The following is a 13,876-nucleotide window of genomic DNA, read 5'->3' as shown; positions in this document are numbered from 1 at the left end:
TTTTCCCTCATAAAATACGATATACTAACCGGCTATTATTCGATGAACTTTCGCGCTTGCTGATGTCTTAGTTAATGAAGAGCTATACAGCAAGCCACTAAAAACGTTACAGGAGACATCAATGGCAACGAAAGGCGTTAATAAGGTTATTCTTGTTGGAAACCTTGGCAATGATCCTGAAGTTAGATACATGCCTAACGGAAACGCCGTTGCGAACTTAAGCCTAGCAACTAGCGAAAGCTGGAAAGACCAACAGGGTCAGGTTCAAGAGCGCACTGAGTGGCACCGCCTTACAATGTACCGTCGCTTAGCAGAAATTGCCGGAGAGTACCTGAAAAAGGGCTCGCAGATTTACGTCGAAGGTAAACTGCAAACGCGCAAGTGGCAAGATCAGCAAGGTCAGGATAAGTACACTACCGAAATTATCGTAGACCAAATGCAAATGCTTGGCGGTCGCGGCGGTGAAGGCGGTGGTGGTAACGGTGGTTACCAACGTCCTCAAAACAATCAAGGTGGTTACAACCAAGCACCAGCGCAGGGCGGCTATAACCAAGCGCCACAGCAAGGCGGTGGTCAACAAGGTGGTTACAATCAAAACCAAGGTGGCGGCTATAATCAAGCACCTCAAGGTGGTAACCAAGGTCAGCCTAAGAACCCACCAATGGCTGAGCCAGACTTTGACTTCGACGACGACATTCCATTCTAGGGAACCAACCTTTTTAGGAAGAATAGTTAAAAATGTTCTAAGAGCCGCTTTATAGCGGCTCTTTTTTTAGCTAAGTTCGCGCAATTATGAGATTGGTGCCTGCCATTCTTTCTCCGATTACCTTAAAATTGTTTTAGTATAATTGCTTTGTTGTTTCCCCATAAACGCGATGAGTTATCTTTAAGAATTAGTTTTAACGGGTGGTTTTTTGCAGTGTCAAAAGTAGTAACCGTAGTAGCTTTTGTTGTGCTATACCTACAGAGCAGTGTGTTGTTTGCTCAAATAGACGGCGAATGTGAAGGGGAAAGCTGTGCTTTTCAAAAGCCTACAGTCGTATGGTTGCGACCACCAGAGCTTGGAATTGAAGGCAGTGGTGTCAGTATAACTTCAGGGCCCATATATGACGTTATGGTGTACCTCTCTAAACACTTGCATGATTACGAGCACCAATTTGAAGCTTATCCGATTAAACGCGCATGGTCGTTGGTACAGCATCAACAATCCGCACAAAAAGTGTATTGCTTTTATGGAGCTGCATACCGAGAAGAGCGCGCTGAGTGGGGACATTACTCCCAGCCAACCTCTATAAACTTACCGCTACTCATTGTTGCAAGAAACGCGCTTCAGCCTTCATTGAAAAATGAATTAGATACCGCGCAGTCTCAGCCAACACAGGGATATTTTGAGTCCATTTCTTTACGTGCTTTGCTTCAGCAAAATTTGAGAACGGTACTCTACAACGATGTGAATAACGTGTACGCCGATACTGTTGAGCAATGGGCTACAAAAAACAATGTGGTTCGTTTAAATGGGTTAGGCAAAGACTTAGGCATGCATACCATAGCGCTTTTGAAAAGTGGAAGAATAGACTTTGGGTATGTAGGGCACCGCGAGCTTTCAGCATTACCTGAGGAAGAGCTCGATATGCTTAATGTTTATCAAATTACTGAATTGTCACAGAAGTTAAGAGGAACGAAGCGCGTACTTTGCTCTAAAAATGAGTTAGGGCAAGCGGTAACGCATGATTTGGATAAAGCCCTCAGCCACATTATGTCTAGACCTATGGAAAGCCAAACCTTAAGAGACATTAATTTTGCGGCAGATGGCTACCCTTTATTTCTTAAACCGATTTTTGATAACAGGTGGAAGGAATACCTTTTAAACTGAATATCTATAAGGTGTTACGTTTTACCATTTCTTTTACGAAAATTTATACTTAATTCAAAGCTCTTGGTGGCTGATGGCGCGCAGTCGTGAAGCGCATTTAGGGCTAATTAATCCCGTGTTTGAAGTCCCGGCAATGCACGGCTAGGCCGATGTAATTACCTCTCCTTATTTTTCTTAATCAACAATAATAATAGTGTTTGGCTTGTACGATATCCGCGACACGGTATTATAAATTTGCCTATTAATAACGAGAAAATTTCCCGAATTATGAAAACGTTACCCCTGCTTTTTGGCGGTGCTGCTCTGGTTTCAGCGGCCGCGGTTATGTGTCCCTCGGTATCAGCTGCTCAAACGCTCTATAAGCCGTTCCCAGCCGATGTAATGCCGTCGTTAAGTGAGAAAGGCACACATACAGTTGGCGTAAAAACTATTGAAGCAACTTACTCTGAAAAAGTGAAAGATATCGCTGGAAACGATGTCGAGCGTAAATTGACCCTAGAGGTCTGGTATCCAGCTTCAAGTGCAGCTGAGACGGCAACCTATATTAATGAAACGCGAAGCGGTCAAGTATTTGAAATTGAGGGTGATGCAAACCGCGATGCGCCCATTGCTGCAGCAGATTCTGATTACCCAGTAGTGGTTATATCTCACGGTTATACTGGCTATCGCACACTTATGTATTATTTAGGTGAACACCTTGCGTCTCACGGCTATGTAGTAGCGGCAATCGACCACACAGATTCTACGAATAAAGATGTTAATTTTGCTGAAAACCCGTATTCAGGTTTTCCAAGCACATTACTAAACCGCTCACGAGACCAAGTGCTTACTTTAAACAGCATCAGCGAACATGAATTTTTCAAAGAAAATGTTGACGCAAGTAAAGCAGGGGTGATTGGTTATTCCATGGGAGGCTACGGTGCGGTAAGTACCGTCGGTGGTTGCTATGCATTTAACGATCAAACAGCAGCAACCTTTACCGGAACACAAGACCCTAAAGTTGCAGCCCTTATTAAAAAGGCACTAAATACGTGCGCCGGTGGTGAAGAAAGTAGCAAAGATGTGCTGCCAGCTTGGAAAGCAGCGCTAGCGCTTGCACCATGGGGCGGACAACATCAGCTCTTTGACGTTGAATCACTTAACAATATCAAGGTACCGGTTCTTTATGTGGCGGGCGATAACGACGATATTTCCGGTTACGACGGTATTAAGTGGTTATTCGAAAATACTGGCAGTGAAGGCTCTAAGCTACTTACCGTTAAAAATGCGCGTCATAATGTCGCACCTCACCCCGCACCAAAAGAAGCCTATGGCAGCGAGTTTGATTTGGGCAGCTACATTGAGCCTGCGTGGGACGTGCAAAAACTTAACGCCATTAACGAGCACTTCGCGTTAGCGCTAATGAACTGCCATGTGAAAGGTTTAAAAGATGATTGTGAATACCTGAACGTGAGTGGCAGCAGTGCCCAAGTACCCGTAGACGGTAAGAAGCCAGAGCCTTGGAAGGGCTTCGACGACCGATGGGCATTGGGCCTAGAGATGGACAGTAAATAACCGTTTGAAAAGGGTGCTTCGGCATCCTTTTTTAATTTTGTTACATATTTATTTTCTATCGTTATGCATAGTGGCGTAATGTAAGACTGCTTCGATCAATCATTGATAGTAAAAAGCGCTTTAAAGCGGCATTTCGGGCTACCCATAAACTAAACCATAAGGAAGTGAAAATGCGTAAATTTACTGTGTCAGCACTATGTGCGTGTTCTATTTTGTTAATGCCAGCAGCGGCTATTACCGAAAGCCGTGCAGCAGCACAAGACATTGCTACAGCGCACGCCGATGAGGTAGCAAGGCTAAAGGACTACTTCAAACAAGGCGACTTTAATTACGTTGTAGAATCCCTTGAAGCCGTTAAAAGCAAATCGCCAGAACAGCACAACATGCTTATTTCTGCCCTGATGAACATAGATTTAGACGATGCCGAGGAGGCAGCAGAGCAGTTTATTCAGGATTACAGCGATAACTATAAGGCTTACCATACACATGCAAGCGTGATGGGAGCCCAAGCCTCAAGCAGTATATTCTCGGCCCTAGGCTATGCGAAAAAAGCAAAAGAGAGTTTAGAAAAAGCAGTAGAAATTGCCCCAGAAGAGGTTGCTGTTTACCAAGCCTTAATGCAGTTTCACTTAATGGCTCCTTCTATTGCAGGAGGGGACATGGATGAAGCCATGACACTTGCGCAAACAATTTCAAAACTAGATGCTACCGAAGGTCGGTTTGCCTTAGCTAAGGTTTATTTGGAGAAAGATAAACAGGCAGAAGCAGAGGCGATCTTTGCCTCTTTAATTGAAGATGATAGTACCCAAATTCGCGCTAGGGTGGAGCTAGGTAGTTTCTATTTAGGTAATGAGCAGTACGCGGCATCTTACGATACTTTGTTGCCTTTATCAGATACAGATGTGGCTGCAGTTTCGAAAGCAGATACTGAGGCTTGGGATATTTATCAAGAGCGTAAAGCCAGTCTTATGTATGGAAAGTATCGCTTAGGGCAAGTTGCTGTTGAAAGTGGCGAGTATACAACTTCAGGTATAAACGCGCTAAAAAGCTATTTGGAGGACTACCAGATTGCGACCATTGATACTGAAGGTCTACCAACAGCTAATTGGGCTCAGCTACGCTTAGCTGAACTTCTTCTTAATGCTGATAAGGTAAATGAAGCGCAGAACGTTGTGGAGGCAATAGAAGAAGATAAAGATGAACGTTTTGCTAAGACACTCAAAAAAATCAAAAAGGCACTAAAAAGCGAGCTGCGGCCTAATACCGCATAGCTCGCTTACTTTTATTTACATTAAGCAGCGCTTAGAAAGCCATAGCGTTTAGAAAGCCATAGCACTTAGAAAGCTAAACCGCTTTAACAGTATAAATCAGGGCTGTTTGTGGGAAGAGTACCGGCAACTGCATACCGTATTTCATCAAGACTTCGCCAGAGAATACTTGCCCTTCAGTTTGCTGCAAAATTGAAGGAGTGTATTCTTTCAGCTTTTCAGGCCACACACGCTCAATGGTGTATTGCTTGTTAGCGTCAAGCCCTGCAAAGTAGAAACGGTTAGGCGTAGTACGTACGGTTTCTGTAACACTGTTATACGCAAAAATACCCTCCTGCTTGTCTTTCGACACATAACCAAATTTCACATTCATGCCGTCATCATCCATGCGGAATAGGTCGCCGCCGTGGGTAATATGACGATATTTCTTATAAAGCGAAATGGCGTCTGTTAGCACGCTTTGCTCGTGATCTGTCAGTTCACGTGGGTCCATTTCTATGCCCATATGACCAAACAAGGCTACTGCTGAACGAATTTCAATAGGTAGGTTACGACCCGTAATATGGCAATCACGCGGCCCTACGTGGGCGCCCATTACTTCAGATGGGAAGAAGTAAGAGCAGCCGCGCTGAATATACAAGCGGTCTAGTGCATCGTTAGAGTCTGACGTCCAGAAGCGATCTGTATGTGGCAATATGCCTAAATCTACACGTCCGCCGCCTGAACAACAGCTTTCTATTTCAATGCCTGGCTTGGCTGCTTTTACGCGGTCAATTAAGCCGTAAAGCGCTGCCATTTGGCCGTGCATTGCCGGTTTACCTTGAAGGTTACCTGGGTGGTTTACGTCGCGGTTCATGTCCCATTTAATGTAGCTTATTTTTGGATAGGCTTTAAGTACATCAGTAATCACTTTATAGAGGTACTCAACCACTTCTGGGTTGGTCAGATCTAGAACGTATTGGTTTCTAAATGGTACATGAGGGTTGTTTTCAGTTTGAAGTGCCCATTCAGGATGCGCGCGATATAAATCACTATCTGGGTTGACCATTTCTGGCTCAAACCAAATACCGAATTCCATGCCAAGACCAGTAACATGATCGATTAGTCCGTCTAGTCCTTCTGGGTAGATAGCTTCATCTACAAACCAGTCACCAAGTCCAGCTTTGTCGTTTCTGCGGCCTTTGAACCAACCATCGTCTAATACGAAGCGCTCAATACCTAGTGGTGCTACTTTATCAGCCAAGGCTTTAAGTTCGTCTTCGTTATGATCGAAGTAAATTCCTTCCCACGTGTTGTAGTGCACTGGGCGAGGCTTTGATTCAGCGGTATGGTTTAGCACATTACTGCGAATGAAATTGTGGAACTGTTGCGACAGGGATGAAAAACCTTCGCAGCCATATCCGGTATAAAGCACCGGAGATGTGTAGCTGTCCCCAGCATCAAGTACCACTTCACCAGGAAACAGTAATTCACCGAACTGAACGTAGCTTCTGCCATCAGCCATGAGTTCGGCGCGAAGCTTATGGTTTGCTGAAGCGCCAAGGTGGTAACCAAAGCACTCACCGTTAAGCTCACCTGTTCCTTCAGGAAATGCTATTAAACCGGGAAAAGTGTCGTGAGAGGTTTTGCCACGACGGTTTTCACGCACGTAGCTGCCAAAGAATAAGTCGCGATCTTTGGTTTGGAATTCAGCAGACCATCGACCTTCGAATGTTTTAATTTTACTAACCGTTGTAGGAAGTGGAAGGCTAGCAGCATTCAGGTAATTGAGGTTCAGTGCACTGCTGCCGGTGTTTTCTACACGAGAAACATATTTTACCACACTAGTATCTGCATCGAGCTCGACAGTTGTAATAAGGCGCATGCCGCGATGTGCATCTTCAGCAATGAAGGCAACCGATTGACCGTCTTGATTTATCTCTACTAAGCAAAAGCCTGCTGACCACTGGTCAGCATCACCGGAAACTTCAAGGCCTGGCTGTCCTGTCCAACCTTCACCATGGGTAGGCACTAAAGTAATTGGTGGCTCTATTACTGGCGCACACTTAGCTTCTTGGCGTGTGTTTAAAACGCTAAGCATTTCAGGCGTAGTGTTGTCACTCAATGGCGCACCATAGTAAATGACTTTTGGCATACGACCCTGACAGTCGAATATTAAGGTAACTTTTTCGTTCGACAGGCGTACGAATTGAGAAAGTGACGACATAAAAACCTCAGCGTTAATAAAACGTAAATTAGGTGGTGGTACAACTTTTTTACAACGTAAGCAGTGTTTTCTTACGCCATAGTTTCGCATATTAAATCACGTTCACTATGCCTATTCTACAACTTTAGGGTAAACGTTTTACTTTCAATGGTAGTCTGCATTGTGAAGGAAGTGAAGTCTGACCAATAGTCGTAAAATATAGATGATATTAATTGTTAAAAACAAAAAAGGATGTCAAAAGACATCCTTTTTCGACATGTTACTAATTTGTTAGGCTTCTTTTTTATAAAGCTCTAAGGAAAACTCTGCCTTCTGGTTAAACACTACTCGGTTCACAATAAGAGCAAAGGCGACACAGCCGATAAGCGTTGCGAACATTAGGTGTATGTAATGAAGGCCAAATGGTGCATACAGAGGTGAAGCTTCAAAGCTCATTAATGCGTAAATTGAAACGCCGAATAACACTGCACCAATGGCTGCGAATGCATGCACGTTTCTAAACAGTAAGCCAACAATGAATACCGAAAGAATCGGCATGCTTAATAAACCGTACAGCTTCTGGACCAAGTTAATAATACTATCAGCTTGTTGGTATACAGGAATTAGCGCAAGCGATACTAAACACAATAAAACCGTAACGTAGCCGCTTAACTTAGGTACGTTTGGCGTTTTATTGATATAGCTTTCATGAATGTCGCACACGTAAAGTGCTGTTGCAGAGTTTAGGTTACTGTTAAACGTGGTTAACACCGCAGCTGCCATGGCCGCTGCGAATACGCCAGAAAGCCAATCAGGCAATACCGTTGCCACGATTTTCCCGTAAGCACTATCACCAATATCACCAAATAGCTTATACGAAACGATACCTGGAATAACGATAATAGCAGGCACAATCAGCAAGCGAATGCCGGCTGCAGCGAATACGCCCTTTTGCGCTTCTTTCAACGAAGGTGCCGCCATTGCGCGCTGAGTAATTACCTGGTTAGTACCCCAGTAAAACATTTGGATAAAGATCATACCGGTAAGTAAGGTGTGCCAAGGGATCGGTGACTCATCATCGCCAATTAGCGTAAGTCTCTCTTGTGGAATGCCGTCAAAGTTATAATCGATGGCTTGAAGCGCAAGAATAACCACCAATACCGCCATGGTTAATAGAAGCACGCCTGAGTAGGTATCAGACACTGCCACTGCGCGAAGACCGCCGAAGATTGCGTATAGAGCACCCACAACCACGAAGATAACGGCAATGTACATAAGCGGTAGCTCAACGTTAAACATAGACTGCATGAACAAAGAGCCCGAATAGATTACCGCTGGGCAGAAAATTAAAGCACTGCCTGCGAAGAAGAGCGCACTGATAACTGCACGTATGTGCTTGTCGTGATAGCGCTGCTCTAGAAGTTCTGTTGTCGTTGTACACTTGAACTTGTAATACACAGGCAAAAATACTTTTGCCAGAACGAAAAGGCCTACTACCGCTGCGAGCTCCCATAGGGCCAACAAGGCCATTTGGTTACCGTTCATACCTACAAGCTGATCGGTACTTAAGTTGGTGAGCGTGATACTACCTGCAACGAAATACCAAGCTAGCCCTCCGCCTGCAAGAAAGTATTCGCGGTTTTGGTTTTGGGCATTTCTATTTTGTCCGCGGCAACTTAAATAGGTAAGAAAACCAATTAAAGCAGTCACAAAGACAAAAACAGACACCTGAATAGTGCTGGAAAACATGTTTTACTCCTAGAGGACAGTTATGACTTGCTGGTTTCGAACTTAATGTTGTTTACAGCGCGATCAGGAAATTTAGTGTTGTGAAGACGAATAACGCGGTTCACTTGCAAAATAGAGCCAAGAATATTGAACAGCACGTTGAGTAGGCCTTTTTGGTTTAGATTCGCCAGTTCGTCTGCTGTTAGATTCTGCAAGCGCTGTTCGTTTACTGTTGCTAATCCACCCACCCGCTGGCTGGTGTTGTCCTTAAACTCTATAATCAAGTCAACAGAATGGATAAGTCCCATCTCGCTAATTTGATTCATCATTACAGCGGTTTGCTGCATGGCGGTAACGCGCTCATCTAACAGTTTCTTCTTGTTATCAAGGTACGCAGTAGGGCGCTTTGAAGACAAAAAGAGTGCTTCACCGTTTTGAGAAGAAACAGCTGGCGAGTCGACATCAACTAAAACTTCTTGCTGCTGAGCATCATTTCCCAAACGCACAATAAAAGGTAAGGTGCGAAGACTGAGCGGTGTATAGTGACCAAGCCACGTGCCTTGCGTTTCAAATACGTTTTCTTGGGGAGCAAGGCCGCACAGCGCTGAAATAGTCCAATATTGTGCTTCAGAAGATTTACTGAAAAACAGAGGGAAGTCGCTAGATGCTTGAACGGCTTCCTTTATCTCAATATTGAGAAGATGAAATTTCGAATAAGTACTAGCAAGCTTGCTCTCGTCAATAGTAAGAGCGCTGTGGGTATCAGCCGATAAGGTTTCAAATTTTGGCATATTATAGTTCTCGTTAGCTTGCCAACCACTGCTCAATGTAGTCGCGGTGATTAGGTAAGCTGCTTAGTTTTTGCTGGGTGATAAGCTGATTTTGCTGGATGACCTTATCAGCTAAGTCACGTTCGTTGTAGAAATGAGATTGCAAAGAAAAGTCTGGAGAAAATCCCATTCCATATAGTACGTACTGATAGCTGGCGGCAGGGAATAGCTCTATTGCCGCTGAAAAATCAGCAATTTGTGGGCCGCGATACTTCCATATTTCCAAATCTTCTTTTAATGAGTCGGGAATAGTTGAAGGATCGCGATTGGCAACCCAGTAAGGTTCACTGCGTTGATTAAAAATATAATGAAGTTTCAAGAAGTCGATAATGCGCTGCCAGCGATAGTTCATTTGCTTGTTAAAGCGCTGACTGACTATAGGCATCGCTGATTCTGGTAGCGGCATTTGCTCTGCAATATAACGTGCTGAGATCTCAATAAGCATAAGGGCTGTTGCCTCTAATGGCTCTACAAACCCTGCGGAAAGACCTACGCCAATGCAGTTGCCTTTCCAAATGCGCTTCTTATAACCAGAGTTAAAGCGAATTGTGCGCGCTTTCAAATCACCGTGCTCGTCGCCTACGTATTGACGCAATACTTCTTCCGCACGTTCGTCGGTAGTAAACTCGGTTGAGTAAACATGGCCTACACCTCTTCTTGAAGACAAACCAATATCCCAAATCCAGCCTGCTTCTTGTGCTGTTGCTTGGGTATAGGGCTTTATTTCGAAGTCTTCTTCGTGGGGTACATGAAGGGCAAGGGCAGAGTTATTAAATAGCACGTCATCTGTAGAGACAACGCTTTCACCTAGGGTTTCGCCAAGCAATAGTGAGCGAAAACCAGAACAGTCGACAAATAAATCGGCATGTAAAACCATGCCGTTGTTAAGCGTAACGCTTTCGATATGTTCGTTTGAGACTGCAGCTACGTTTTCTACAGTGGCGACAATGTGTTTAACGCCGAGCACCGTTTTGCTGAAGTCTCGTAACATGTCAGCAAATGCGCCAGCATCTAAATGATACGCATAGTTCGACTGTGCGCTGCTGTATTCTTGTTCGCTAAGCGTGCGAGGTGCCATATTGCGCTCACACACGTGCTGCTGAAAGTTTGTAGCGTTCGCAAAGTTTGCAATATCACCTACATAGGGTGCCATCTCAACGCGGCCATAACCTAGCGGAACGGTAAACGGATGGTAATAAAAGTCGCCATCACCATTTACCCAATTTACAAACTTACCGCCCTGCTTAAATGCAGCGCTGCAGCGCCTAAATACTTCTTTTTCTGACAGGCCAATGTCTTTTAGCGTGTTGCGCATGGTTGGCCATGTTCCTTCACCTACGCCAACGGTAGGGATGTCACTGGATTCGACCAAAGTAATGTCTAAGCCACATTCACCCATCGCTACCTTATGTTTAGCCGCGACTATGGCGGCAGTAAGCCAGCCAGCGGTGCCGCCACCTACGATGACAATACGCTGTTTTTGAGATGTACTAGATGAATGGTTCATGAAACAACACTGCTTAAATGGAATTATGACTGTTTTCTACATTTATCCATAAACGTACTCGTTTTGCCAATAGGCTTATGGATAAATGGCAGGGTTTTACCCCTGCCAAAACACACACACAAATCTTAGAATGAGCCTCGAATACCTACAGAGTAGCGGGCACCATTGTCTTCAATTGAGTAAATTTGGTCTGGGAAGCGACCAATCTGCGTAAGTTCTTCTTCCGTTACGTTAATACCTTCAACGAATACAGTGAGGTGTTCGTTGATGTCGTAGCTTGCACTAACATCCCACTGACCATAGGTTTCAGTAGTCGTTGGTTCGCCTGATGAACCGTTATCAAGTGCAAATAGGAACGACTCACGGTTGTTAAACGCAACACGTGCCTGGAACGCATCGCGCTCGTAGAACACGATAAGGTTTTGTGAATCGCCAAGCCCTTCCAATGCAAATGTTTGGCTAGTATCACCAGATACTTCCGCATCACTGTTAACTACAGTTGCGTTAGCCGTTACACCAAAGCCGTTATCCCATACGTGAGTAATCGCTACTTCATAACCATTTACTGTAGCCGTTTCACCGTTTTGCGGGCGAGTTACTGTATAGACTTCGCTTGCACCATTAAGCTCTTCAGTATCAGCTACCACATCGCGATCTGGGTCTTGTGGATCAAGCGATACGCCTGGTGCACAGTCAGCTGCCGCGCAGCGGAAGTCGCCCGGAAGACGGTCAGTCATAGTGTAAGTTTCTGCGCCCGAAAGGGTAACAATGAAGTCTTCAACTTCTTTGCTAAATACTGCAAACGAGAACACAGAGTCATCGCTGTAGTACCACTCAAACGATAGATCCCAGTTTTCAGCACTAAATGGCTTCAGATTAGGGTTACCACCGCTTGCCTGAAGGTTTTGGCGACGAGGTTCCCCAAAGGTCGTTGCTGGAGACATCTGAGACATAGTGGGTCGCGTCAAAGAGTCATAGCGAGAGAAGCGCACAATCATGTCTTCCTGTACTTCTAACTTAACGTTCAAGCTAGGTAAAAGATTAGAATACGATGTAGTGCCTGTAATATTCTCTGCTGGAGCAAATACGTTTGAAAACAGGGTCAAGTCAGTAGTTGGAACGATATCCGAAACAAATGCTTGTACCGCTGAAACCGCCACGTTTGTCTCTTCATAACGTGCACCAAAGTTCATGGTTAATGGCATATCACCAATGTCATAACCAAATTCGAACTGTGCATAAAGTGCAGTGACTTCTTCTTCAATGTTGTAGTAGTTGTTTTGCAACGTTGGCGTTACTGGAGCACCTTGAGAGGCAAGGTAGTCTAGATACGCATCACCATCATATGTATACCAAGTGTCAATCAGACCGCTGAAGAAGTTGTTTGCAGTAAACGGGCGAATATTAAGCTCATCAATTGGCGCTTCTGTGCCATAACCACAGAACGCACATTGTGAAGCAAACTCTTGGAATACGAATTTTTCGCGCTCAGAACGCAAAATACCAAAATCAACCTTACGGAAAACGTCTGAATCAGCTAGGTACGTAAAGTCTGCTTTATATTCCGTAACTTCATCTTCTGATGCAACTACGTTACCCAAGTCATTGTAGTGAAGGCGGTTAAGGTTAATGTCAGGCAATTGACCGTTGCCAAAACCGTCGTGAATTACTGTAGGTGTGCTTCCAGTGCCGTCAAACTCGTAGTTATTAATAATACCAACTACGTTGAAGCGTCCTTTACCGCCAATATCGTTTTCAGCTTCAGATGTTGAAACGTCGAATGTTGCTGAAAGGGCATCTGTTACTTGCCAGTCAACATTTAAACCAAAACCCTTGTTAGTTACATCACGTACACCACGGGTCGATGAAACGAAGTCAGACGCTGGGTTACCGCTACCTTGGTGTAAGTCAATTTCTTGCGTAAATTGAATAGCAGTGCCGTATTCAGAAATGGTCGCAGAGCCAACGCGGTCTGGTTCGAACCATGACGCTAAGTCAGTTACTTGCGAATCAATTTCAAACTTAGACACGAAGCCGTCTAACGTAATGGTAACATCATCAGAAGGTGCGAACTGCGCAACAAGCGACGCATTTGTTCGTGTTCTGTCTTGTTGGTCAACAACCTGATCCCAGTTACGAGGAAGGTATACATTCGAAGCAATTACACCGTCATTTCTGTTCGACAGCGTCAGACCTGGTCGCCAGCCCGCTGTTTGAATGCGGTTAATTTGAACTTCACGCTCTTGGTGTGATACTGCTAGAAGTAAACCAAACTTATCGTCGGCAAATGTATTACTTACTAGGAATGAGGCTTGCGGTGATGTTTCTTCTGAAAGCGTCTCGTACATTCCTTTCACGCTACCAACCGCCTGGAAACCGTCATAGTCGAACGGGCGAGCAGTAGAAACGTTGATGGTAGAGCCGATACCACCTGATTGAAGGTTTGCAACGCCACTCTTGTAGATATTTGCGCCAGTAATTTGGTCTGCAGCAAGTACATCAAAGTTAAATGCACGCCCAGCATCATCTGAAGCTAGTTGGCGACCGTTAACAAGTACCGTGTTAAATTGAGGACCAAAACCACGTACTGTTACCTGCTGGCCTTCGCCTCCGTTACGGTCGATAGAAACACCAGTGATACGCTGAAGTGATTCAGCTACGTTTAAATCTGGGAACTTACCCAAATCTTCTGCTGCAATACCGTCTGAAACAGCGAGGTTTTCTTTCTTATCAGCCATTGCGCGTTTCAGGCTGCTGACAATACCGCGAACCTCAATAACTTCAACAGGTGCATCGTTTACACTTTGAGTGTCAGCATCTTGAGAAAATGCTACCGGTGCGTGTAGGGCAGAGGCGATAGCGACACCCAAAAGTGAGCGTTTCGCAATCGGGCCTAACTGTGATGTGTTAATTTTATGTGTCACTGTGTTT

At 44.7% G+C, this 13,876-nt stretch carries 9 protein-coding genes; 4 read left to right on the top strand and 5 right to left on the bottom strand.

Annotated elements, in window-relative coordinates:
• Positions 1–121 precede the first annotated feature (121 nt).
• The 4 genes from V7R55_RS07195 to V7R55_RS07180 all read left to right on the top strand — a co-directional run bounded on the left by V7R55_RS07195 (position 122) and on the right by V7R55_RS07180 (position 4,698).
• Entirely contained in the window at positions 122–706 is a 585-nt protein-coding gene (locus V7R55_RS07195; protein ID WP_334058631.1) for a single-stranded DNA-binding protein, read from the top strand.
• Between the two features lie 213 nt (positions 707–919).
• Positions 920–1,873, top strand: coding sequence for a hypothetical protein (locus tag V7R55_RS07190; RefSeq protein ID WP_334058629.1), 954 nt, complete (start codon positions 920–922; stop codon positions 1,871–1,873).
• Positions 1,874–2,140: 267 nt separating this feature from the next.
• On the top strand, positions 2,141–3,427 hold the full coding sequence (locus V7R55_RS07185) for an alpha/beta hydrolase family protein (protein WP_334058627.1): 1,287 nt from the start codon (positions 2,141–2,143) through the stop codon (positions 3,425–3,427).
• 170 nt (positions 3,428–3,597) lie between these two features.
• Positions 3,598–4,698: a tetratricopeptide repeat protein gene (locus tag V7R55_RS07180; protein ID WP_334058625.1), complete on the top strand. Its 1,101-nt coding sequence runs from the start codon at positions 3,598–3,600 to the stop codon at positions 4,696–4,698.
• 73 nt (positions 4,699–4,771) lie between these two features.
• Here the strand turns inward: V7R55_RS07180 and V7R55_RS07175 are convergent, their stop codons facing one another.
• The 5 genes from V7R55_RS07175 to V7R55_RS07155 all read right to left on the bottom strand — a co-directional run bounded on the left by V7R55_RS07175 (position 4,772) and on the right by V7R55_RS07155 (position 13,815).
• Positions 4,772–6,901: an alpha-galactosidase gene (locus V7R55_RS07175; protein WP_334058623.1), complete on the bottom strand. Its 2,130-nt coding sequence runs from the start codon at positions 6,899–6,901 to the stop codon at positions 4,772–4,774.
• A gap of 270 nt (positions 6,902–7,171) precedes the next feature.
• Positions 7,172–8,629: an SLC5 family protein gene (locus tag V7R55_RS07170; protein ID WP_334058621.1), complete on the bottom strand. Its 1,458-nt coding sequence runs from the start codon at positions 8,627–8,629 to the stop codon at positions 7,172–7,174.
• A 20-nt stretch (positions 8,630–8,649) separates the two neighbouring features.
• Entirely contained in the window at positions 8,650–9,399 is a 750-nt protein-coding gene (locus V7R55_RS07165; protein WP_334058619.1) for a SapC family protein, read from the bottom strand.
• 13 nt (positions 9,400–9,412) lie between these two features.
• Positions 9,413–10,945 (bottom strand): tryptophan halogenase family protein, encoded by a 1,533-nt coding sequence (locus tag V7R55_RS07160; RefSeq protein WP_334058617.1) that lies wholly within the window; start codon positions 10,943–10,945, stop codon positions 9,413–9,415.
• A gap of 125 nt (positions 10,946–11,070) precedes the next feature.
• Positions 11,071–13,815, bottom strand: a complete 2,745-nt coding sequence (locus V7R55_RS07155; RefSeq protein WP_438823584.1) for a TonB-dependent receptor — start codon at positions 13,813–13,815, stop codon at positions 11,071–11,073.
• Between the last annotated feature and the right edge of the window lie 61 nt (positions 13,816–13,876).

Origin of the sequence: Alteromonas sp. S005, from assembly GCF_036864475.1 — a bacterium.
In the GTDB taxonomy this organism is placed as follows: domain Bacteria; phylum Pseudomonadota; class Gammaproteobacteria; order Enterobacterales; family Alteromonadaceae; genus Alteromonas.
Note: the sequence above shows the minus strand (reverse complement) of the source record. Positions and strands in the feature narration are given on the sequence as shown.